Consider the following 23,996-nt stretch of genomic DNA (forward strand, 5'->3'; position numbering starts at 1 on the left):
TCCCGTCTCTAAACGAATAAAATTCAGTAATTACACTAAATTTGCCAACAATAAATTTTTGAACAAAAGTTCGCAAGTTAACTACAATGACAGTACACGAAATTCGCAAGCACTTTTTTGAGTTTTTTGCATCGAAAGGACACCAGATTGTTCCTTCTGCACCGATGGTTGTTAAAAATGACCCGACGTTGATGTTTACCAATGCCGGAATGAACCAATTTAAGGATTATTTCCTTGGAAACGCGGTTCCGAAACACCGTCGTGTCGCCAATTCTCAAAAATGCTTACGGGTTTCAGGAAAACATAATGACCTGGAAGAAGTGGGTGTGGATACCTACCACCACACCATGTTCGAAATGCTTGGAAACTGGTCGTTCGGCGACTATTTCAAGGAAGAAGCGATTACCTGGGCCTGGGAATTACTGACGGAGGTTTACGGCATTCCGAAAGACCGCCTGTATGTAACCGTTTTTGAAGGTGATGAAAAGGATGGCGTTCCGAAAGACCAGGAATCCTATGATATCTGGAAGCGTTTCATTGCGGAAGATCGTATCATTCTGGCTTCCAAAAAAGACAATTTCTGGGAAATGGGTGACACAGGACCTTGCGGGCCTTGTACCGAAATCCACGTAGATAACCGTCCGGAAGCTGAAAGAGCGAAAGGAGACGGAAAAAAATGGGTCAACGAGGATCACCCGCAGGTGATTGAGATCTGGAACAACGTCTTCATGCAATTCAACCGCAAGGCTGACGGCAGTTTGGAGTCACTTCCTGCTACACACGTAGATACCGGAATGGGATTGGAACGCCTTGCTATGACACTTCAGGGGAAAACTTCCAACTACGACATCGATTTATTCCAGACCCTGATCCGCCACATGGAGCAGGTTTCCGGTAAAAAATATGGAACTGACGAAACGACAGATATCGCATTGCGTGTGATCGCTGACCACGTGCGTGCCATTGCTTTTTCCATTGCTGACGGACAGCTGCCTTCCAATACGGGAGCTGGTTATGTAATCCGACGCATTTTGAGACGTGCGGTTCGCTACGGTTACCAAACATTGGGACTGAAAGAACCCTTCCTTTCCGGGTTATCGGTTGTTCTTTCGGAAGTGATGGGAGATCCGTTTACAGAACTGATCAAGCAACGCGAACTGGTCGAAAAAGTGATCCGCGAAGAAGAACTTTCTTTCTTCCGTACACTGGAACAGGGAATTAAGCGCATCGAAGGATTGATTGAAACGGCAAAAGCATCAGGTACAAGCATCCTGAATGGTGTTGCGGTATTCGAATTGTATGATACTTATGGGTTCCCATTCGATTTGACCAGCCTGATTGCTCGTGAGAACAACCTCTCCGTAGATGAAGCCGGATTCAACGAAGAATTGAACAAACAAAAGGATCGTTCAAGAGTTGCAACGGCAATCGAAACAGACGACTGGGTGCAGCTGCGCGAAGATTCCGTGGAAGAATTCGTAGGCTACGATTACCTGGAAACAGCGGTTGAAATCGTTAAATACCGAAAAGTAACGCAGAAACAAAAAACATTCTACCAATTGGTTTTCACCAAAACACCTTTCTACCCGGAAGGTGGTGGACAAGTTGGTGACACCGGAAGAATCTACAACGACTCGGAATCCGTGGTGATTTTCGATACAAAGAAAGAGAACAACCTGATTGTGCATCTTTCCGAAACACTTCCGGCAAACCCTTCAAACCCATTCACAGCGGAAATCAACGCAGAGAAACGCAGATTATCGGCTTACAACCACTCGGCAACGCACTTGCTTCACCACGCTTTGAGAACTGTTCTCGGAACACACGTGGAGCAGAAAGGTTCCCTGGTGAATCCGAACTATCTGCGCTTTGACTTCTCGCACTTCTCCAAAGTAACGGACGAAGAACTGGCGAAAATCGAAGCATTGGTGAGTGAGGCTATCCGTGCCAATATCGACCTGGACGAAAGACGCAATGTTCCGATCGAAGTAGCAACTGAAATGGGTGCGATGGCTTTGTTCGGTGAAAAATACGGCGACACGGTGCGTGTGATCAAATTCGGTGATTCCGTGGAATTGTGCGGAGGAACTCACGTGAAAAACACCGGGCAAATCGGTTTGTTTAAAATTCAGTCTGAATCTGCGGTCGCAGCAGGTGTTCGACGTATTGAAGCGATTACGAATGCTGCGGTTGAAACATACTATGCTGACCAGGAAGAAAAACTGAAGTCGGTCAATGAGTTATTGAAAAACCCGAAGGATCTGACCAAAGCAGTGGAAGATTTGCTTTCAAAAAATAACCAGCTTCAAAAACAAGTTGAAAACTTCAGGAAAGAACAGGCTAAATTGGTCAAAGCAGATTTGAAAACGAAAATCACGTCTAAAGGGGATTTCTCTTACGTAGATGCGATTATCGACCTGGATGCGGCTTCCGTAAAAGATATCCTCTTCCAATTGAAGGGTGAAGTTCCAAACCTGGTAGCCGTGATCGGTTCAAAAGAAGACGACAAATGTGCTTTGAGCATCCTGATTGGCGAGAGTCTGGTTTCTTCCAAAGGATGGAATGCAGGGAACCTGGTTAAATCCACAGCAGCCCTGATTCAAGGCGGTGGCGGTGGACAGGCTTTCTTCGCTACAGCAGGAGGTAAAAACGCATCCGGACTAAGTCAGGCAATTGAAGCTGTTCGTAAAACGATCGCTTAAGAGATTTTCGACCTGATAAAGGCAAAAGCCTTTTTGATATAATTGATGGTTTCGGTTTCCAGAGAGAAAACGTAAATCGGAACCAAAAACACAACAGACACAACAGTGGATTCGACCAAAAATTGAATCCACTTGTTGTTTATAAGACCTTGTGTAAAGTGCCCGACCAACAAGGTAATTACCGACAGCCCGATGATCACGAACTGGTTGCGGTGAAAGGGATGCAGTTTATAAACCACCCACACAAAAATCAATCTTCCCACATTGTAAACCACCAGCGCGATACTCGTTGAAATCGCAGCTCCCACAATCCCCCAAACAGGAATCATGACCATATTCAGCACCAATACGGCGATAATCAGGAAAACAGTGAATATAAGATCGTATTTATATTTTTTAGAGGTGACAAAAATAGCGCCGTTCAACCCGAAGTACATATCCACCAAACGTCCCATCATAATGAAAAAGAAGACCCAGATTCCGTCTCTAAACTCGGGTTTCAGGAAGGAAAACAGGAAATCGATATTCACCCACACCAGGATAAACATGGTCAAGCCGATAACCAGGGAAACGGAACTCACTTTTTGATACAAGTCTCGCATTTTTGCCATATCGCGGTGTTTCCAATAATCGGAGATCAATGGCGTACTTACCCGGGCGATGGATTTAAAGGGAACCTGCAACACACTGGTCAGAAACACAACGGTCGTAAACACTCCTGTTTCGCTCAATCCGATCAGCTGTGCAACCATCAATACATCCAGTGAATTGACCAGTGTTGCTCCAAGCGTATTGAAATAGGAAAAAGTCGAAAAATAAAAGATGATTCGTCGCAACCTCTTTGCAATCCGGATATTGGAAAAACGCACATTGAATTCTCCCAGGCGGATCAGGTAAATGACCAGGATGAGCGTCGGAATCATATAGACCAGGCTGTGCAGTGCCACAAACCATTCAAACGAGATCAAATCAACCCATTTCAGGACGAGGATTACCGTAGTTGCGCCCCTTAATGCCACTTCATAGGCAAAAACGGCAATAATGTTCTTGTACAGACTCCGGAGGTAAATCTCCAGCACCATGAAGACCACATAAGCTATTCCAATGGGCAAAGTCCAGTAATAGTAATCCAGGAAAAGCGGCGATTTCTCGAGGTAAATCTGCTGAATTTGTTCCCGGAAGACAATATAAACCACCGAATAGAGTAAAATTCCCGCACCGACTATCAACAGCATGAACGGAAGAAAACCATGGTGTTTCTTTTCATCATTCCGGACGAATGGGAAGAATTTCCAGGTTGTATAAAGTGTGCCAAAATTGGCTAATTGAGCAAACAAGGTTCCGATGGAAACGATGAGGTTCACCAGCCCGATTTGAGCCGTAGACAAAATCAGCAGAAACAGCACACCTTTGTTTAAATAGCCTAAAAGGATTCCAAAGTAGGAAATCACTGTTGTTCTGAAAGCATCTTTTTGGACTAATCCCATGAATTGATTGTGCGAACTGCAAAGTTAACCGAAATTAGAAACCGGATGAAGAATTCAGCGGAATTCACCGATATTGGTAAAATTTTGAATACCTTCGAAACCGAAATCCGGTGCTGAAAAACTTCAGTTCCATCAAATTTTGAATACGAGAAATGGAAGAAAAAGATTTGCTGACCGAACGAAAATTCTGGGAAGATTATTGGAACAACAAACGGGACACGATCGTATCAAAAGTTCCGGATACCGGGTTTCACAACCAGGAATTGGACAAAGTGATTTCCAACAGCAAAATCCGCACTTCTATTGAACTCGGTGGTTTTCCGGGAACATTCTCCGTTTATATCCAAAAAAAGCACCAACTCGACACCACCCTGCTCGATTACTACATCAACCAGTCGATTGTAGACGATTTGATGGAAGTAAACGGACTCGAAAAAGGATCGGTTCACCTGATTGAGGATGATTTAACACTGGATCACGAAGTGACTGTCAAATACGACCTGGTTTTTTCAGTTGGTTTGATTGAACATTTCCTCGACACCAAAGCCATCATCAAGCGCCACCTGGATTACATGAATGAAACAGGAGAATTGCTGATTATCCTCCCGAATTTCCAGGGAATCAACGGCTGGCTGCAACGCAAATTCGACAAGGAAAACTACGATGCGCACAACATCGATTCCATGGATTTGGAGTTATTGAGAACCATTGCCAATGAACTTCGATTGAAGGATGTTTCGGTTTACTACAAAGGAAAATTCAGTATCTGGCTGGAAAATATCAAATCACAGCCGGCATGGGTGAAAGTATTCATGAAATTGCTGTTTGTTGCCGGAAAAGGGTTTACTAAAATCATCCCGATTGAAAGCCGTTTTCTGTCTCCGCTGATTGTGTTGAAAGGGAAAATCTAACCTTCCGGCTCCTGCTTTTTTCGTACTACCATGGAGATTCTACACCATTTTATAAAACTGTGTCTGAACCGTTAGTAAAAAGGGGTTGCGTATGCTTTAACAGCTCTCCGGACACGCTTGTTTCGACACCAACGAGCGATACAAATCAATAAAACGGGAAGAAACCACGGCCTCAGAAAATGCCGTTTGAACCTTTTCAATACTCGCATCCGAAAGCTCAGGTCGTTGCAATGTCCACGCGATTCCACGAATCAAATCCTGTGCATTTTTGTACTCTGCCAGGTAACCGTTTACTCCGTGATCAATGATATCCGGGATTCCTCCGGTATTGAAAGCAACCACCGGTGTACCGCAAGCCATGCTTTCTATCAGTGTGTTCGGTAAATTGTCCTCCAAAGAAGGCGCTACAAACAAATCTGCCGCACTATAGCATGAAACAATGGTTTCCGGGTCACTCAAACTTCCGGTGAAGTGCGTCGGGAAGTAAAACTCAATTTCACTTTTGTCTTTGACATTTCCCATCACCACAATTTCCAGGTCTTTTTTGATCTCCGAATCCGATTCAAATAATTCCTTCAAGGCTGCCGACAAGTACTTATACCCTTTTCGTTCATCATCTACTTTGGCAGCGACGTACAACAACAAAGTTTTGTCTTCCGGCAATCCGAATTGTTTCCGCGATTCCGTTTGATCCTTTTTCCGGAAAACCGAAACATCAATCGGGTTCGGAATCGCCAGAACGCGGTTATTACTTAATAAACTACTCGTTTTTGCTATATCAGTCAACCAGTTACTGCAAGCCACAAAGGTGATTTTATCGGAATAAATTGCTTGCTTCGTTTTCCAGCCTTTGGAAGACAAATCGCCCTCATGCGGATGTTTCAAAAACTTACAGTTTCCACATTCCTGCATAAATCGTTCGCATGCTCCCGAATAATGACAGCCTCCGGTGAAATACCACATGTCGTGTAGCGTAACCACCACCGGTTTGCCCATATTCATCAATTCCCCGATGTGTTTATGCGCCAAAAAGCTGTGATTTGTCCAATGAATATGCAGGATGTCAGCTTCCTTTACCAACGGATGATTCTGAATGGAGACTCCCAGTTTACCTGTTGAAAAGGCAAACCGTTCTTTTTCAGAAACTTCATAACGCATGAAGAATACCTTTTCCAGGATAAAACGGTACTTCCGGATGCGTTTTTTCCAGTTCGTATCGGCTACTTCGTGTACGTGCACACTATTCGTTTGTGATTCATTGACCAGCAAGTCAGCCTCCAGTTGATTGGTCTTGTTCAGCGCCGTCAAAAGCCGTTTGGCTGCAATTGCCGCACCTCCCTGCGTTTCAAAGGTATTGATCAACAGCACTTTCATATCACGCTTTTCCAATTTGGTGATACGCATCAAGCACCTGTTGCTTCAGGGAACTCACAATTTCTCCGGTCAACGATGCTTTCCGGAAGATTTCAGCAGGATTCAGCCCTGCAAGCAACTCATCGATCTTTGTATTCATTTCCTGTGTTTCCGGAACAAACCAGGCCGCTTCCTTAAACATCTGCCAGTTGTCGCTTTCTTCGCTTCCGCAGAACACGATCGGGCGACCGATAGAAATAGCCGTTACCGCTTTGGACGGAACCGCTGCATGTGTCCATTCAGACCGCAAAGTCACCAAATGCACATCGATGTATTGCAAATGCTCCTGTGCCAGTCCATTTTCCACCACAATCACATGGTCGAAGATTTTTCCGTAAGCTTTCATTTCTTCCGCATGAATTCCGTAGACGGACAGAATAAACTGAAAGCCCGCCTGCGCCGACTTTGCAATCATTTGTTTGATGAATTCCGGGTTGTGAGCCTGTCCCACGTTTCCGAAATATCCCAATGTAATGACATCCGGGTTGTACCACTCCGGTTTTTCGTGCACTTGCGGCTCACCGGTAGTTTCGTCCAGGGTCACTCCTGCCGGCAAAATGATCACCGGAACGGGATTCGGATAATTTCGCTGAATGTATTTTGACTGCTCGTTTCCAAGTGCAATCAGCACATCGGGAGCATGCTTATAGGTTCTTTTCTTCAGAAAGCGGTACAATAAATTCTTCTCACCGATCGTTTTCGCCGCAACAAATCCTTCCGGGAATAAATCCAGCGACCAAAACGCCCATTTGCGTTTACCAGATTTCAGCAACCTGGAAGCCCAGAAAGGTAACAATGGCGGACTGGAAGTCACAATGATCAAATCTGAAGGATGTTGTTTGCTTCTTTTAATGAGCATGTATCCATCATAAATCATGTTGAGCAATTTTCCAACTTTCTTTTCGGGATTGAATCGCTGCCGGATACGCACCACCTTTCCATTGGGTTCAACGGAACTGGTATTTCCGTCGGCTTCCATATCCATGCAAAAAATAGTCACCTCGGCATGTGAATCGCGAATCAGGTATTCAGCCATTTGGTTGGCTAAAAATCCATTGATGTTTTTATTGGGCGGATAATGCCTGGAAACAATGGTGATTTTCTTCAAAACAGTCTACTTTTTCGCTTGATTCAAAAATGATTCGTAAGCCAGTTGAATTCCTTTTTCGAGGTCAATTTTTGCTTTCCATCCCAACTTGTTGATCTTCGACACATCCAGTTGCTTTTTCGGAGTTCCGTCGGGCTTGGAAGTATCAAACACTAATTCTCCTTCGAAACCAACAATGCGTTTGACCAGGTATGCCAGGTCTTCGATGGTAATATCGCTTCCCGTACCGACGTTAATCGCTCCGGGATCATTGTAATTTTCCATCAGGAAATAACAAGCTTCTGCCAAATCGTCTACATAGAGAAATTCACGCATCGGTTTGCCTGTTCCCCAGATCACCACTTCTTTTCCGCCCGAAAGCTTCGCTTCGTGGAATTTGCGGATCATTGCCGGCAAAACGTGCGAATTTTGCAAATCGTAGTTGTCATTCGGACCGTACAGGTTTGTAGGCATCGCCGAAATGAAATTCACTCCGTACTGGTCTCTGAATGCATCACACAATTTGATCCCTGCGATTTTCGCAATCGCATAAGGCTCATTGGTCGGTTCCAGAGTTCCGGTCAGCAAGCTATCTTCCGAGATCGGTTGTTGTGCAAACTTCGGGTAAATGCAGGAACTTCCGAGAAACAGGAGTTTCTTGACCTGGTGTGCATGCGCCGCATGAATCACATTGGTCTGAATCATCAGGTTATCGTACAGGAAATCTCCCTTGTACCTATTATTTGCCTGAATTCCTCCTACTTTGGCTGCCGCCAGGAACACATAATCCGGTTTGGTTTCTTCGAAAAACGCAGCAACTGCCGCCTGATCGATCAGGTTCAGTTCTTTCGATGACCGGGTGATAATATTGGTAAATCCTTCGCGTTCCAGTTTACGGACAATGCTGCTTCCAACCATTCCGTTATGGCCGGCAACATATACCTTATCTTCTTTTTTCATCTGCAAATGCCTTCGTATTTTTGATCATTTCGATATCGTGTTCCATCATGATTTGAACCAGTTCGTCCAATTCAACTTTGGCTTCCCACTGCAATTTGTTTTTCGCTTTGGTCGCATCACCAATTAACAAATCCACCTCCGTAGGACGGAAGTATTTCGGGTTGATTTCGATGATTTTTTTCCCTGTATTGCGGTCAATTCCGATCTCATCTACTCCGCTTCCTTCCCAACCGATGTCAAATCCGACATATTTTGCGGCTTTTTCCACAAATTCCCGTACGGTAACCGTTTTTCCGGTAGCAATCACAAAATCTTCCGGTTCATCCTGCTGCAGCATCAACCACATCGCTTCTACGTATTCTTTCGCATACCCCCAGTCACGCTTGGAATCGAGATTTCCCAAAGCCAGTGTCTGGCGGATTCCCTGTGCCACTTCTGCAAGACCAATGGTGATTTTTCGCGTAACGAATGTTTTTCCTCTCCGCTCGCTTTCATGGTTGAACAAAATTCCGTTGCAGGCATACAGGTTGTAAGCTTCACGGAAGTTTTTCACGATCCAGAATCCATAAATCTTTGCCACTCCATACGGGCTTCTCGGGTAGAAAGGCGTGTTTTCCGTTTGAGGGATTTCCTGCACCTTACCGTACAATTCCGATGTAGAAGCCTGGTAAAACCGTGCATTCGGGCAGTAATTCCGCAATGCATCCAGGATTCTCAAAGTTCCCATCGCATCCACCTGAGCGGTATATTCCGGAACTTCAAAAGAAACCTGCACGTGACTCTGAGCAGCCAGGTTATACACCTCATCAGGCTGAATCGTGGACATCAGTTTATTGATGTTGGAACTATCCGTCACGTCTCCGTGGTGCAAAATAAAGTGCTCCTTCCCGATCAGATGATCGATCCGTTCGGTGTTGAAGACACTCGCTCTGCGAATAATTCCGTGAACGATATATCCTTTTTCAAGAAGTAATTCCGCTAAATAAGATCCATCCTGACCTGTAATACCCGTAATCAGTGCAACTTTCATTCATTTTATTTTGGCTATCAAAGATACAATTTTATACCCGATAAATCTGCCGGGAAATATCCAAACACTATTTTATCAATCAGATTCCGGGGAATTGAGCCGATGGAGATCAAATTGCACTCACGGATAATCCCCAAATGTTTTTGCCACAGTGGGATAATTTCGTTTATTCACTTAACTTTGGAAATCAACAAACAGAAACAGAATAACGTCATGATTAAAAAAACGCTTGGATCAATCTACAGAAAGTTATACAAAAACGCCGCTGAAGAGCGTGCTTTCAGAAAACGGATCGATGCGGAAAAAGGACCGATCAAACTGGTAGTCGGAAGCTCCGGTGTTTTTGATGAAGGCTGGATCCCGAGTGAAGCTCATTTTTTAAACCTCCTGGACGAAAAAACGTGGTTCAATTACTTCAAGGAAGGTCAGGTAGACTGTATTCTGGCTGAACATGTTTGGGAACATTTGACACCCGAAGAAGGAAAAAAAGCGGCACAAGTTTGCTTTAAATTCCTCAAAAAAGGCGGCTGGATCAGGGTTGCCGTTCCGGACGGATTTCATGAAAAACCGGAATACATCGAATATGTGAGACCTGGCGGGCACGGAGCCGGTGCTGACGATCATAAGATACTGTACAACTACAAAACATTTAGCGATACGTTTAGTCAAGCCGGGTTTCAGATCGAATTACTGGAATACTTTGACGAAAACAAGGAATTTCATCACAATGAATGGGATCCTGCAAAAGGATTTATCCGTCGTTCTGAAAAACATGATCAGCGCAATGCGAATGGTGAGTTGAATTACACCAGCCTGATCATTGACGGAATCAAAGCATAAAACCTGTATGTTCGCGGAACATTGGCTGGATATCGAACAGAATCTTATTTAACCCGAATAAAGAATGTCTGAATTTTTAACTGAAAGCGTCAAAACGGCTTACGATCAGTTTTATACTAACGATCAAAGCAATTGGCGGATGCTTGGGGCGAAATACAAAGCACAAAACATCCTGGATGTGTGCCAATCCATCAAACCACGCAAGGTTCTGGAGGTAGGAGCCGGCGACGGAAGTATTCTGCACTTCCTGGATCAGGCCAATTTTGCTCCTGAACTATACGCTCTGGAAATTGCACAAAGCGGTGTGGATCAGATCCGGGGCAGAAATCTTTCCAGCTTAAAAGAAGTGCAGGTTTTTGACGGTTACCGCATTCCGTATGAAGACAATAGTTTTGATCTGATTGTGCTTTCACACGTATTGGAACATGTAGAGCACGAACGCATACTAATCCGCGAATTGAAACGGGTAGCAAGATACATTGTCATCGAAGTTCCGAAGGATTACCGGTATGGTGTAGACAAACGCATCAATCACTTTCTGAGCTACGGGCATATCAATATGTATACCCCAACCTCGTTGCGATTTTTACTACAAAGTGAAGGCTTGAAGATCTTGGGCGACAAACTTTCTCTTACCGATCCGGAAATCACAAAATTCAGTGAATTTGTTATTCAGAAAAAAGGGAAATCGTTTGTTAAAAACGCGAAGATCAATGTGATTTATAAAACAAAAAAAGTGCTGGGAAATATCTTCGGAAAAAAGAAACGAGAACAATTTGCCAATGCCTATACCGTTTTAACTGAGAAATCCGACCAAAGTCTGCACATATTTTAATTCCTCCAGGTAAACTCGTTTGAACACATGTACGATCTTGCTCCCATTGCCTTATTTGTTTACAATCGTCCGGAACACACGCGCCGAACGCTGGAATCACTGAAACAAAATGAGCTGGCATCCCAAAGCAAATTGTATATTTTTTCAGATGGGGCAAAAACACCGAAGGACGAAGAAAAAGTAACTGAGGTACGGGAGATTATTCGAAATACGACGGGGTTTCTTTCTGTTGAAGTTATTGAGCGAACAGAGAATTCCGGGCTGGCAAATTCGATTATTTCCGGTGTTACCCAATTGATCAGCGAATACGGACAGGTCATTGTTTATGAAGACGACCTGATTTCTTCTCCGCATACACTCCGTTATTTCAACGATGCGTTGAATCATTACCGCGAAACTGAAAAAGTGATGCACATTGGTTCATACATGTTCCCGATTCAGACCAACAATCTTCCCGAAACGTTTTTCTTCCGGGCTGCAACCAGCTGGGGATGGGCTACCTGGGAGAGAGCATGGAAACACTTCGAACCCGATATCGACATCCTCCTGGAACAGTTTGATGAACAGAAGAAAAGTGCCTTTGCCATCGACAACTCCATGAACTACTGGAAGCAGATGCAGGAATTCAAATCCGGGAAAAACAACAGCTGGGCAATCCGCTGGTATGCATCTATTTTCCTCAAAGACGGATTAACATTTAACCCTTCCCAATCGCTGGTGCAGAATATCGGGCACGACGGCTCGGGTGTACATTCGGGAATCAATGATATTTATGAAGTTCCGATCTATCCGAAACGAATTACGGCGTTCCCTGATTTACTAGAAGAGAACCGGCCGGCCTACGAAGCTTTGAGAACCTATTTTGCGACCCGGAAAGGCAGTTTGTGGGCACGTATGAAACGTTTTGCAGCGTTGAAGTGGCATCAATACTTTTCAAAGTGATATCCCTTTCAAATCAATCCAAATCTCTTGGTATAAAGAAGCCTTTAATGCAATCCTGGTTACGAATAGCGATCTGTATGTGATTCTTTTCTTTAAATCCCGCATTTTCGTACAGATCATTTCCTTCAAAAAACACTCCTCTGACAGAATCATATTCGGGAAGTTTCATCTCTGAGTTCATCGTAAATGCTCTCTCAACTCCCGTTTTGGCTTTGCTAACACGAATAGAAAGAGTTTTAAACAAATAAAAACAGCCGGCCATAAGCCAGCTGTTTCACTATTCGTGCGATTTATTCAATCAACTATTTTGTTTCTGCAACCGGTGTATTTTTTCTCTTACGAAATTCTTTGAACACCATGAATGCCAATCCGAGCAACAGGATCAATGAGCTGATTCGTGCCACCATACCAAGCGTATGGTATTTTGGCAAGTCGTAAACAAACTCGATTTTGTGTTTTCCGCCTTTCAATTCCAATCCGCGGAGCAGGTAGTTTACTTTCAGAATCGGCGTTTCTTTTCCGTCAACCAATGCTTTCCACCCGATTGGGTAGTAAATCTCGGAGAAAACAGCTAGTTGGTCTCCTTTCAAATCAGCCTGGTAAACCAGTTTGTTCGGTGCTGACGAAATTTCTTTGATCGATCCTTCTCCGGAGAATTTCTTCTTGCTGAGTTCTTTTGCAACCGAGTTCAACATCACCGCTTCATTAGCCGGATCAAACGAATCTTCCACTTTCAGGTAAACCAGCGAAGTGAATGATTTTGCAGTATCCATCTGCAGGGTAATCAAAGGAACCAGGTTCGTACTTCCTTTCACATCCATAACAAACATCGCTTCCTGCCCTTTAGGAAGTCCGCTGGCAAGTTGCACAGCGATCGAATCTTTACGTCCCGGAGCAAGGTACTGCAGTTTTTCACCACCGTAAACCTCAGCGGTTTTAACCGGTTGTTTGTTGACAAGCAATACTCCCGGGCCTTTGTTTTCCAGTTTGAATTTATTTCCTAACGCTCTGATTTCGTCATTCGGTGTAGCGTATTCCTTCACACTTTTCACCAGCCATGCATTTCCAAGCGCTGAAGGATTCAGGATCGCCGTGTCCATTCCGTTTTGCTGGGTTTGAAGGAAATACTTCACGTTTAACATATCCAGCACACGGTTGTTGGTTCTGGATAAGTGGAAGTCGATCAGGTTCTGGATGTTTCTCAATTTCGCTCCGTGGTATCCTCCGATGGATTTATGATAGAAAGACGCACGGCTGCTTGAAAATGCTCCCGAGAAGTCCAGCACACGGTAATTGGTAGCTGCATTTAATTCGTAGAAACGGTAGGAATTGATTACGTTCATGCGTGCAGCTCCTTCGTATTCCAGGTCGTCTGCCAACGCCTCTCCTTTTGCCTTTCCGTTTGCAATTTTCGATGCCAGTGCCGGGTTTTGACGCACTTCGGACTGCAGAATTTCTTCATCGCCTTTCGTAGCCGCAATCGGGTAAGCCGAAATACTGGCATCTTCCCAATACTTATATCCGTTTCCGTTTGCATCTTCGACCCCTCCCAGGTAATTGTAAGCCACCGGAAGCATGTCGGCAAATGTCAACACAACCAATCCTGCGATCAAAACCGTGTTTGCCGTTTTATCTGATTTCACATACAGGAAAATCACAAACAATCCGCCTGCCAGGATCGCAAATAAAATCGAGCGTGTCATACTGGAATTGAAAATCTCTTTTCGAGCCGTTTTCACAGCCTGGTAGGATTCCATTTGTCCATCGACCTGTGCGCTGACGAATTGTTGAACCTGTTGTGGATTGGATAAATCCAGCTGGTAGTTTGCAAGGGCAACTTTCGGATCCATCTGCATGACCTGCGACAGGTATGCTTCATTCAATCCGGCGTATTGTTTCGCTTCCATCGGGTTGGAATATCCATCCCCCAAACCAACGACTTTTACAGCAATTAAAAAGACCACAAAAGCCCCCAAAACAATCATCATTTTTTTCTTCTGGGCAATGATTTGTTCCCGTTCTTTGATCAATTCGTTGAGGAACAATACTGCCATTACCGGAATTGTGAGTTCCACGATGACCAAAATCATGGTTACCGCCCGGAACTTATTGTATGCCGGAACATGGTCGATGAAAAAGTCTGTCAATCCCATGAAATTCTTACCCCAGGAAAGCATGATTGCCAGGATCGTCACCACAAAAAGCGGCCATTTGATCTTGTTTTTCATGAAGAACAAACCTAAAAAGGCAAGCAGGATCGCAACCACACCGATATAAACCGGTCCTGAAGTAATCGGCTGGGTTCCCCAATACGAATAACCGTTTAGCGCCCCGTTAATTTGATTTTGAGATAAATCGCTGTTTTCAACTTGTTCTGCAAACGGCGAATTCCCGATCGGCTCAGAAGCTCCTCCTTTCACATACGGAGAAATCAAGGTAAATGTCTCTCCTACTCCATAAGACCACTGCGTGATGTAGCTTCTGTCCAAACCACTGGATTGATTTTTTGCAACGGTTCCATCCGGGTTGATTGTTACGTCATTTGCACCGCGAATACTGTATTTTGCATAATCATTTGTCAGTACGATGTTTTCACTGTTGACTGCAAAAGCGAGTAAAAAGGCTGCAATGATTCCAATGGAAGTCAGTGCAAAATCCTTCAATTTCTTTTCACGGATTGCCTCAACCAGGAAGTAAATTCCCACAAAGAACAAGACAAACAGGAAGTAGTATGTAATCTGTACGTGATTCATCGTCAGCTCCAGTGCCATAAAAATCCCCGACAATACAATTCCCCACATTCGGTTGGTTTTGTAGGCATAGATAAACGCTCCGAGCAATGCCGGTAAAAACGCTGCCGCCGCTGATTTAATGACGTGCCCGGCCTGGATTACAATCAGCTCATAGCTGGCAAATCCGAAGATCACTGCTCCCAATAGTCCGATCCACGGGTTTAACCGCAGTAAACGGGCAAAAATCAGGAACGACAGGATGTGCAGGAAAATCAAGCCCATCGGCTGAGGCAGCACTTTGAAATAAGCTCTGGAAATTGAACTGAACAAATTTCCCGGTTTCTCCAACCCGATCTGCTCTGCAGGCATTCCACCAAAAGTCGTATTCGACCATTTGGGCTCGTCGCCAGTAGATTCACGGTACATTTTAACACCGTTGGCCATTCCGATTGCCTCTTTGTTATCGTGTTGTTTCACACCATATCCCTCTAGCTGAGGCTTAAAGAAAATAGCCGAAACGATCAGCATCAATGCAATGATGGTTAAATACGGCCAGTTTTTTTGAAAGAATCCTTTTAAGTTCATACCTGAAATTTGTTCGACTCAAAAATAAGAACTTTAATCTTCCACAGTCTATTTTGTCAGAAATTATCGCCTTTTCCGTTTGCATAGATTGTTGGAGTTGAATAAACCACATAAATACATAGTTCACATAGAGCCGGTAATCAAATTATATCATCATCTGCGAACCACTAAGGAGAGAAACACTACACGAACGCTGCTCTCTGGACTCAAATAAAACGCAAAGGTGCAAAGAACGCAAAGTTTCTTTCTGTGAACAGCGCACATCCTATGGGATTTAGATGGAGTGTTATTTACGATATCCTGCACAATAAGCGGGATCTGCGGGAAAAATAACACCAATCCTGCAAATTGAACCTTTTTACAATTGATTTGTATTGCTTGTTATATGTACTATAGAAACATGAAAAAGAGTTGGTTCATTATCCTGATTTTACTGGTTTTCGGAACGATTTTCCCGGCACATGCAGCTGTTCAATTCAAAAAAGCCCCGGAATTTTACTTGTATAACAGCCAGCCGAACAAAGATTTGAAAGTGGGAACGGCACTCGTTACGCTTCGCTTCAGGATTCCCAATTTCCGGAATATCCCAACAGGATTTGAAACCGTGGTCTATTATTCGGTAAACGACAAAACTGACACCTTGTTTTTGGATTCCAGTATGACTCAAACCCTGGAAATAAAAAGCGGCAAAACACGCTTTAAGTTCTGGGGCGGACCTGGTTACAGTGAAATCATTTCGGATAGTATCGACATTCAGAGTCAAACGACGCAGGACGCATACGTCCGGTTCAGTCTCAATTACATCCAGGTGGAGGTAGACAAACCGGTTATCTATTTTCAGAGTCCCCAACTCCTAGACTTCAGCCTGCAAGTCATTCCAAACGGAACATTTTCTTTTACGTATCCTCCTTACTCCAATGAATGGAAAGGTAAAGTTCATCCCAACGGACAAATCGAAATAAGCGGAAAACGTTATCCTTACTTATTCTGGGATTCCAAACAGCAGTTCCAGTTACAAAAAACAGCAAGCGGCTACCAGGTCGCAAAAACAGAAGTGCTTTCGTTCCTCGAAAAACAGCTTTCGGATTTGGGGCTTTCTTCCAATGAAAAAGCTGATTTTATTACCTATTGGGGACCAAAAATGATTCAGTACGAATCCGTTTTCGTCCAGTTTTACCTGCAGGAATCCTGCGATCAATTTGCAACACTGCATTGCGATCCGCAACCGGAACAAATCAACCGCATCTATCTTGCTTTCTCGGAATGGGATGAATCGTTCCGAAGCTATTTAAATCCTGTAGTACAAACTCCTTTCGTCCGAACCGGATTCAACCTGCTTGAATGGGGTGGTTTCGAAATCAAATTTCCTGACTTATGATTCAAAAATTGACCTTATTGCTCATTTGCTGTGTGCCGTTTTTCGGAATCTCGGGAGAGAGAGAATCGCTTCCTCCCTTTTGGGTTATCAAAGACAGCGTTTCGAAATCCATTCATCCCGACAGCGTTAAACTCGTGATCCGTGTGTTTGATTACAACAATCAGTTATTGCTGGATCAACATCCGGAAATTATACAGGCACGCATTGATAAAAAGACCAAAAAGCATACAATCACAGCGAAAAACAGGGCTTTCGGTTACATGCTCAGCAAAGGAAAACACCAATTTCAGTTCTTCCTGAATGCCAGTTTTCAGAGTATTCAGTTTGAACGGGAGCTGGAAGGAGGAAAATACCTGGAGATCGGAATTCAATTCGAGCCAACCGGAAACTACAACCAGATCATGGTCGAAAAACCCGTTATTTACCTCTACAGCGAACACGAAGTACCCTTTTCGTTGAAAGTCAATACCGAAGCGGCTATTCAATTCACCTACCCGGCTTACAATGGAGGATGGAAAGGGAGCAGTTCGCCAGACGGAACCATCCGGATGAACGGAACAACTTATCCTTACCTGTTTTGGGATGCAGCTCTGAATTCGGAGAAACTGCATTTAAACTGGTACAATGCCGATGTGATTGAAGGTTCACAGGTCGTTACTTATCTCGAAAGTCAGCTCGACAGAATCGGTTTCAATGCCAAAGAAAAAGCGGATTTTATTACCTATTGGGGACCGCGGATGCAGCAACAGCCTTATGCTGAAATCCTCTGGCTCCAGGATGAAAACATCCATCCCATTGCTTCACTGGAAATGTCACCTGCATTCAAAATCAACCGCATTTACCTGGTTTTTCGCGGATCGGATCTTCCGGTTGAACAAACGCTGCAACTTCATGTACCGCAGCTGAAGCCTCTTGATCGTTCGGGTAATTACCTGGTCGAATGGGGCGGAATGCAGATCCAAACATCCCTTTAGCATATGCGTTTACTGATCTTTTTTCTTTGTGTGAGTTCGCAATTACTTGCCGAATCTGTTCCGGACTATACGGTGAGCTATGTGACCGACCGGAAAGCTGCTCCCAGCATCGCGCGGATTAAGATCACCTATGAGTTTGATCACGATTACGAACCGAACGGTGAAATTCGATTCAGTATCAACGACCATGCGGAAAGTTTCCGGATGGATTCCACCAATACATTCCTGACAATCACAACTCCTCAGAAAGCGGTTTTCCGGTTCTACAGCATCGGATTCCGGGAAATTGAAACAGACAGCATTGAAATCAAATCAGGGAAAATCACCATTATTTCACTGCATTTTCAGCACATTACCGAACCCAGACCTGTCAAAAAGCCGGTCATTTACCTCTACCCGGAATCAGATTTAGAAGTTTCCATCAACTTGAAAACACAGGGAGAGCTCACGTTCAGCTACCCGGATTATTCCAAAGGCTGGAAAGGAATCTCACATCCCGACGGATCGGTTACCATAAACAGAAAAAGCTATCCTTATCTCTTTTGGGAAGCGGAACAACGCTTTGATCGGTTCGATTTTGAAATGGGTGGTTTTCTTGTCAGACGGGATTCTGTGATCTCTTCCCTGGAGAGATACCTTACCGAGCTGGGATTCAACGAACGGGAACAAACGGATTTTATCACCTTTTGGGGACCACAGCTGGCGCAACACGAACAGGTGTGCATGCAATTCATCCTGCAGGATGCCTGTAATCAATTCGCAACACTGAAGATCGACCCCCAACCTGCACACTTGAACCGGGTGTACCTGGTATGGTCGCCAATAAACGTCTCGAAACCACTCATCCTGAAACAACAGGTATTGAAAACAATGAACCGTTCCGGGTTTGATGTACTGGAATGGGGCGGAATTGAAGTGACCGAGGTGGTTTATTGAGAAGCTAAAAACATCCTGAAGCCCCAATTCCGATTATCAATTGTTCATAGGCAGTCCTCAATTATTGATCACCGGTTATCAATTCACATTTTGAATTCTCCTCGCTTTTCAATTAAATTACTTAGTTTTAAACAAAAAAACATGAAAAAATTAATCCTTTTACTGTCTATTTCAAGCGCAGTGCTGGTTACATCTTGTAACATGGCCAATGATGCAGATTACGATGCAATGGCACAAGACATGTGTGACTGCGTGACTAAATCTTCCAAAGGTATTTCTGATGAAATGAAAAATGCAATCATCAAATCTGAGAAAGACGGAACTGACATGCAGGCAGCTATGACTGAAATCATGATGAAAGATTTGGAAAAAGGTATGGCAGATGCTCAGGCAATGATCGACCTTGGAAAAGATATGGAAGCGTGTTCCAAAGATCTGGAGAAAAAATACGACAAAGTATACACTACAGAAGACCAGGACGTGGTGATTGAAAAAATTCTGAACGCATTGAAAGCGAAAAAAGGATGCGAATTCTCTTACGCCCTGATGAAAGTTGGTGCGAAGGAAATGAAAAAATAATCAGGTATTCTGACAAATGAAAACGGGAACTCAAAAGGCTCCCGTTTTTTTATGCTGTTTACTTTTTTGGATTGGCAAACATCCGGACATCTTCTCCGGTAATTTTTGCTCCGCAGAGAATCACCAGTCGTTCTACGATATTACGCAGCTCGCGGATATTCCCGGTCCAATCTGTTTGCTGTAATTCCAGTAAGGCTTCGTCTGTAAATTCCTTTTTCGGAACACCGTGCTCGTTGCACACCAATGCCAGGAAATGTTCTGCCAGCAACGGAATGTCTTCTCTCCGTTCGTTCAACGAAGGAACATGAATCAGGATTACCGCCAAACGGTGGTATAAATCTTCCCGGAAACGTCCTTCCGCGATTTCATGACGCAAATCTTTATTGGTCGCAGCAACCACACGGGCGTCGATTTTAATATCGCGCTCGCTTCCTACACGCTGGATGACATTCTCCTGCAAAGCTCTCAATACTTTCGCCTGAGCAGAAGCGCTCATATCTCCGATTTCATCCAGGAACAAGGTTCCTCCCGAAGCCAGTTCAAATTTGCCTTTCTTATCTTTTACCGCTGAAGTAAATGCTCCTTTTTCGTGGCCGAACAATTCACTTTCGATCAATTCGCCCGGAATAGCCGCACAATTCACCTCTACAAAAGGCATTTTTTTGCGGTTCGACAAATCGTGCAGGGAACGCGCTACCAATTCTTTTCCGGAGCCGTTTGCCCCGGTAATCAGCACGCGGGCATCCGATGGAGCCACTTTCTCAATCATTTCCTTGATCTTGATGATTCCTTCCGTTTCCCCGATGATTGAAGAACCTTTGAACTTGCGAACGGTCGTCTTCAGTTGTTTGGTTTCCTCCACCAATACCACCCGGTCTTTCGCATTTCGGATCGTGACCAGGATGCGGTTCAGATCGAGCGGCTTCTCAATGAAGTCAAACGCTCCTTTCTTAATTGCTTCAACTGCCGTTTCAATATTTCCGTGACCGGAGATCATAATCACAGGGGAATCGATTTTCTGGGAAACCAGTGCGTCCAGTACTTCCATTCCATCCATCTGGGGCATCTTGATATCGCAGAAAATGATATCATACAAGGTGTTTTTTGCTTTTTCAAGCCCTTCTACTCCATTTTCCGCTTCATCTACCTGGAAGTCTTCAAATTCGAGAATTTCACGTAAAGCCCGGCGGATAGCCCGCTCATCATCAATGATTAAAATCTTTGCCATGTATTACTATTGGTCAACGAAAATAAGGATTTAATTATGAATTACGTATGCTGAATTGACGAACGGTCTTGAATCTAATTGAGAATTGAAAATGGATACGATTTAAACCGGAATGAGAGCTGGTCACCAAATGTCTTATAGCGTTTCCGCCATGTGTTCTCGATACATCCCTGACGATTCACTTCGTTTCTGTCAGGAATACTCAAACGGACAAGGCGGAAGTATTGAGACAGGCATTCCAAAATTCGCATCTTTTCAATTCTCACTTAAAAAAGCGTCTGAGCACTCCTTCTTTCAGTGAACACGGAGAAATCACGATTTCCCGGATGCCGAATTTTTCCATGATCCACTTCGTTTTCAAGGCTGCAATCGGGGCCATTTTCCGGCGGATCGGGATAATAAACGGATGGTTTTCACGCGCTTCAAAAGTCGACCCGATAATCCAGTCGAGGGTTTTCGTTAATTCTGCTCTCGAAATGCGGATATTTTCCAATGATTTGGGGAATTCCCGCTCGTGAATCATTTCGTAAAAGGTTTCAAAACTTCCTGAAGCTCCTACCAATACTTCACAGGGGCCAAAATGGTTGATTCCTTCCGAATTTTTCTCAAACCACTCAACCAATTCTTGCTGATCACCAGCCGAAAGCGGATCATTCAGTTCGAATAACTGAACAGCCCTGGAAACGCCGATATTGGCGCTGTAAAATTCCAGTTCCTTTCCGGTTTCAATGCGGATAAATTCCGTGCTTCCTCCACCGATATCCATAATCAGAGACGTTTGGTCGAATTCATACGACCAGCTAACGCCATGGTAGATCAATTTGGCTTCTTCCAAACCGTCTACAATCTCAATGTCGATATCGAATCGTTCTTTGATTTCCCGAATGAATTCTCCGTTATTCTGCGCATCACGTACCGCCGAAGTGCCAATTCCAACAATGGCAGAAACGGACAAAGCATTACAGATTTCGCGGAATTTTGCAAAAGCGGCAAAAGCCCTTTCTTTCGCTTCTTCGGAAATCACTCCCTGGTTGATTCCCCCCATTCCGAGCGCCACTCCTTCCTTCGAATTATGGACGATCTCAAAACCGTTGGAATCCAGGTCTGCTACCAGCAAATTGAACGTATTTGTTCCTAAATCAATGACTGCTATACGCATCTTACCTGACTTTCAACCAAAGAATAATGTTTTTCAAACGCAGAGTGTGCCCAAACTGGAGCAAGCCGTTTTTAAACAGGCGTGCAGCTAACTGGATGACCAAAACCGCACCGGCAAGCAACAGGAACAACGAAACGAATAATTGATAAGCATCGCCGTTGGTGAACCCAATCGATAATTTGACCATTGCAACCACCGGAGCGGTAAACGGGAAATACAAGAGGAAAGTCGTCCACGGACTATCCGGATTTTCCAATGCATAATACCCTGCATAGAGCGCAAAACACAAAATCAGGATCAACGGAATGAGAAATTGCTGTCCGTCCGACTCTGAACCCGAAGTAGCTCCCAGCGCCGCGAAAAATGCTCCGTAAAACAAATAACCTGCTGCAAAGAACAGGGAGAAATAGAAGAGCATCACTCCAAACTGCACCCGGTCGAAGACCAATTCTACAAATTGATTGTAATCGCTTACTTGTCCTTCTACCTGGTTCGATGCATCGTAAATATCCACAAAAATCGTTTCACGCATCAGGTACAAACCGAAGCCGATGATCAGAATCCAAAGGAATACCTGGATAAATGCACTTAAACCGATTCCGAGGATTTTCCCCAGCATCAAGGCTCTTGGTTTCGCCGTTGCCAGCAGAATTTCAACTACGCGGTTTGTCTTTTCACGGGAAACAGATCTCAGGATGGTCATTCCGAACAAGAAAATGAAGACGAAAATGACTGCCCCGAAGAACAAACCTACCCAGCCTGCCAAATCTCCCGTCGCATTTTTCGGGTCGTACACATTCCGGAAAGCAAAGTTCAGCGGTTGTTTGATTTTCCGGAATTCCGATACGGACAGTTTGGTAAATTCTTTTGCCAGCACTTCTTCCAGGCGTCTTTCTACCTGGTAGCGGATATTGACCGACATCGTGAAGGACGGTTTTTCCCTGTAGAATAAAAAGCAGCTTTTATTCGAGAGCACTTTTTCATTCACCTCCACCATCGCATCGTATGGTCCAAAGCGTTTTTCTTTGGCAAATTGCTCTATTTCAATGTAATTATTCGCAAACGAATACTGAATATTCGGGTCTTCTCCGGCCATGATTTTCTGCTCCATGATGTTTGCCGGATCGACGATCAGTACGTGCCATTTCTGCTGCTCTTTTCCTCCGAACTGGAAAATCAGATAGGTAAAGGTCAATACGACCAAAGGCCCCAGCAGCGTCATCAGGATAAACGAACGGCTTACCAGTCTTTCCTTCAATTCACGCATGGCTATAATCCAACTATTTCTCATCGTTTTCAGTTGTTACGGTTGCAATAAACACTTCATTCATGGATGGGAGCACTTCCCATGCTGCTTCGATTTTCACTTGTCCGATCAGGGTTTTCAGCAAATCTTCGAAGGAATTATCGCCTCTCATTTTCACACGGGCAACGAAACGGTCATCGCCCAGGATTTCTTTATCGACCAATTCAAAACCGATCCACAAGGCATTTACAAATGCAATCATGTTTCCTCTGAACCGAACGGCATATTCTCCCGTTTTCTGGCTTTCGCGAATTTCGGTTACGCGGCCTTCCAATACTTTCCTGGATTGGTGGATCAGCACTACGCGGTCACAAATTTCTTCCACGCTCCGCATGTTGTGTGTTGAGATGAGGATGGTTTTCCCCTTCAGTTTCATTTCCTGGAGTTCGGCTTTGATCAACTCCACATTGACCGGGTCGAATCCGGAGAACGGTTCATCAAGGATCAGTAAATCCGGTTCATGCAAAATCGCATAAATGAACTGAATTTTCTGCGCCATTCCTTTCGACAATTCCTGGATGCGTTTTTTTCTCCAGTCTGTGGAATTGAATTTATTCAACCAATAATCCAACGAGGCATTGATCTCACTTCTGCTCATACCACGCAATGCTCCTAAAAAATGGGCATGTGCTTCAACCGTCATTTGTTTGTACAAACCGCGTTCTTCGGGCAGATACCCGATATGCGCCAAATGTTTTTGCTGCAATAAATCGCCATTGAACCGGATGGTTCCCGAATCTTGTTCGATGATTTTATTGATGATCCGGATCAATGTTGTTTTACCGGCTCCATTTGGCCCCAGTAAGCCGAATATTTCGCCTTTTTTCAGGCTGAAGGAAATTTGATCTATCGCAGCTTTCCGCTGGTAGCGTTTTGTAAGCTCGTGAATTTCTAACATTTGACCACAACTAA

Annotated in this window: 20 protein-coding genes; 9 read left to right on the forward strand and 11 right to left on the reverse strand. The window is 44.2% G+C overall.

What is annotated here, in order from left to right; translation table 11 throughout:
• The first annotated feature begins 86 nt into the window (after window positions 1–86).
• Window positions 87–2,702 carry an alanine--tRNA ligase gene (alaS, locus tag ABDV94_RS05945; protein ID WP_343605619.1) on the forward strand — a complete coding sequence of 872 codons (2,616 nt, stop codon included), beginning with the start codon at window positions 87–89 and terminating at the stop codon, window positions 2,700–2,702.
• Here alaS and ABDV94_RS05950 read toward each other — a convergent pair.
• Window positions 2,699–4,189 (reverse strand): polysaccharide biosynthesis C-terminal domain-containing protein, encoded by a 1,491-nt coding sequence (locus ABDV94_RS05950; protein WP_343605621.1) that lies wholly within the window; start codon window positions 4,187–4,189, stop codon window positions 2,699–2,701. The genes alaS and ABDV94_RS05950 overlap by 4 nt on opposite strands.
• Window positions 4,190–4,341: 152 nt before the next feature.
• On the opposite strand from ABDV94_RS05950, the gene ABDV94_RS05955 reads away from it, so the two are divergent.
• Window positions 4,342–5,100, forward strand: coding sequence for a class I SAM-dependent methyltransferase (locus ABDV94_RS05955; RefSeq protein ID WP_343605622.1), 759 nt, complete (start codon window positions 4,342–4,344; stop codon window positions 5,098–5,100).
• 96 nt (window positions 5,101–5,196) lie between these two features.
• Here the strand turns inward: ABDV94_RS05955 and ABDV94_RS05960 are convergent, their stop codons facing one another.
• Genes ABDV94_RS05960 through gmd form a run of 4 tightly spaced genes read right to left on the reverse strand, consistent with a single transcriptional unit; the run spans window position 5,197 to window position 9,590 of the window.
• The gene (locus ABDV94_RS05960; RefSeq protein ID WP_343605623.1) at window positions 5,197–6,474 is read right to left on the reverse strand and encodes a glycosyltransferase; all 1,278 of its coding nucleotides are present in this window, start codon (window positions 6,472–6,474) and stop codon (window positions 5,197–5,199) included.
• Window position 6,475: 1 nt separating this feature from the next.
• Complete coding sequence (locus tag ABDV94_RS05965) at window positions 6,476–7,621, reverse strand: glycosyltransferase family 4 protein (RefSeq protein WP_343605625.1); 1,146 nt, start codon at window positions 7,619–7,621, stop codon at window positions 6,476–6,478.
• 6 nt (window positions 7,622–7,627) lie between these two features.
• Window positions 7,628–8,560: a GDP-L-fucose synthase gene (locus tag ABDV94_RS05970; protein ID WP_343605627.1), complete on the reverse strand. Its 933-nt coding sequence runs from the start codon at window positions 8,558–8,560 to the stop codon at window positions 7,628–7,630.
• Complete coding sequence (gene gmd, locus ABDV94_RS05975) at window positions 8,544–9,590, reverse strand: GDP-mannose 4,6-dehydratase (RefSeq protein ID WP_343605629.1); 1,047 nt, start codon at window positions 9,588–9,590, stop codon at window positions 8,544–8,546. The genes ABDV94_RS05970 and gmd overlap by 17 nt, the downstream gene beginning before the upstream one ends.
• A gap of 213 nt (window positions 9,591–9,803) precedes the next feature.
• On the opposite strand from gmd, the gene ABDV94_RS05980 reads away from it, so the two are divergent.
• The 3 genes from ABDV94_RS05980 (at window position 9,804) to ABDV94_RS05990 (ending at window position 12,207) form a co-directional block, all read left to right on the forward strand.
• Window positions 9,804–10,430, forward strand: a complete 627-nt coding sequence (locus ABDV94_RS05980) for a hypothetical protein (protein WP_343605631.1) — start codon at window positions 9,804–9,806, stop codon at window positions 10,428–10,430.
• A gap of 64 nt (window positions 10,431–10,494) precedes the next feature.
• Entirely contained in the window at window positions 10,495–11,265 is a 771-nt protein-coding gene (locus ABDV94_RS05985) for a class I SAM-dependent methyltransferase (protein ID WP_343605633.1), read from the forward strand.
• A 27-nt stretch (window positions 11,266–11,292) separates the two neighbouring features.
• Window positions 11,293–12,207: a glycosyltransferase gene (locus ABDV94_RS05990; RefSeq protein ID WP_343605634.1), complete on the forward strand. Its 915-nt coding sequence runs from the start codon at window positions 11,293–11,295 to the stop codon at window positions 12,205–12,207.
• Window positions 12,208–12,220: 13 nt separating this feature from the next.
• Here the strand turns inward: ABDV94_RS05990 and ABDV94_RS05995 are convergent, their stop codons facing one another.
• Window positions 12,221–12,469, reverse strand: coding sequence for a hypothetical protein (locus ABDV94_RS05995; RefSeq protein WP_343605636.1), 249 nt, complete (start codon window positions 12,467–12,469; stop codon window positions 12,221–12,223).
• A gap of 40 nt (window positions 12,470–12,509) precedes the next feature.
• Window positions 12,510–15,524, reverse strand: a complete 3,015-nt coding sequence (locus ABDV94_RS06000) for a YfhO family protein (protein WP_343605638.1) — start codon at window positions 15,522–15,524, stop codon at window positions 12,510–12,512.
• Between the two features lie 400 nt (window positions 15,525–15,924).
• Here ABDV94_RS06000 and ABDV94_RS06005 point away from each other — a divergent pair, with 400 nt between their 5' ends.
• The 4 genes from ABDV94_RS06005 to ABDV94_RS06020 all read left to right on the forward strand — a co-directional run bounded on the left by ABDV94_RS06005 (window position 15,925) and on the right by ABDV94_RS06020 (window position 19,391).
• Entirely contained in the window at window positions 15,925–16,902 is a 978-nt protein-coding gene (locus ABDV94_RS06005; protein WP_343605639.1) for a hypothetical protein, read from the forward strand.
• A complete protein-coding gene (locus ABDV94_RS06010) occupies window positions 16,899–17,876 on the forward strand; it encodes a hypothetical protein (RefSeq protein WP_343605641.1) in 978 nt (325 codons plus the stop codon). The genes ABDV94_RS06005 and ABDV94_RS06010 overlap by 4 nt, the downstream gene beginning before the upstream one ends.
• A 3-nt stretch (window positions 17,877–17,879) precedes the next feature.
• Window positions 17,880–18,812: a hypothetical protein gene (locus tag ABDV94_RS06015; RefSeq protein ID WP_343605643.1), complete on the forward strand. Its 933-nt coding sequence runs from the start codon at window positions 17,880–17,882 to the stop codon at window positions 18,810–18,812.
• Between the two features lie 141 nt (window positions 18,813–18,953).
• Window positions 18,954–19,391: a hypothetical protein gene (locus ABDV94_RS06020; RefSeq protein WP_343605645.1), complete on the forward strand. Its 438-nt coding sequence runs from the start codon at window positions 18,954–18,956 to the stop codon at window positions 19,389–19,391.
• A 58-nt stretch (window positions 19,392–19,449) separates the two neighbouring features.
• Here ABDV94_RS06020 and ABDV94_RS06025 read toward each other — a convergent pair whose 3' ends face one another.
• The 4 genes from ABDV94_RS06025 to ABDV94_RS06040 form a co-directional block, all read right to left on the reverse strand.
• Window positions 19,450–20,619, reverse strand: coding sequence for a sigma-54 dependent transcriptional regulator (locus ABDV94_RS06025; protein WP_343605646.1), 1,170 nt, complete (start codon window positions 20,617–20,619; stop codon window positions 19,450–19,452).
• Between the two features lie 262 nt (window positions 20,620–20,881).
• Window positions 20,882–21,778 carry a hypothetical protein gene (locus ABDV94_RS06030; RefSeq protein ID WP_343605648.1) on the reverse strand — a complete coding sequence of 299 codons (897 nt, stop codon included), beginning with the start codon at window positions 21,776–21,778 and terminating at the stop codon, window positions 20,882–20,884.
• Window position 21,779: 1 nt separating this feature from the next.
• Window positions 21,780–23,069 (reverse strand): ABC transporter permease, encoded by a 1,290-nt coding sequence (locus tag ABDV94_RS06035; RefSeq protein WP_343605650.1) that lies wholly within the window; start codon window positions 23,067–23,069, stop codon window positions 21,780–21,782.
• Entirely contained in the window at window positions 23,059–23,982 is a 924-nt protein-coding gene (locus ABDV94_RS06040) for an ATP-binding cassette domain-containing protein (RefSeq protein WP_343605651.1), read from the reverse strand. The genes ABDV94_RS06035 and ABDV94_RS06040 overlap by 11 nt, the downstream gene beginning before the upstream one ends.
• Window positions 23,983–23,996 lie beyond the last annotated feature (14 nt).

It is taken from the genome of Fluviicola sp., from assembly GCF_039596355.1.
In the GTDB taxonomy this organism is placed as follows: Bacteria; Bacteroidota; Bacteroidia; order Flavobacteriales_D; family Crocinitomicaceae; genus Fluviicola.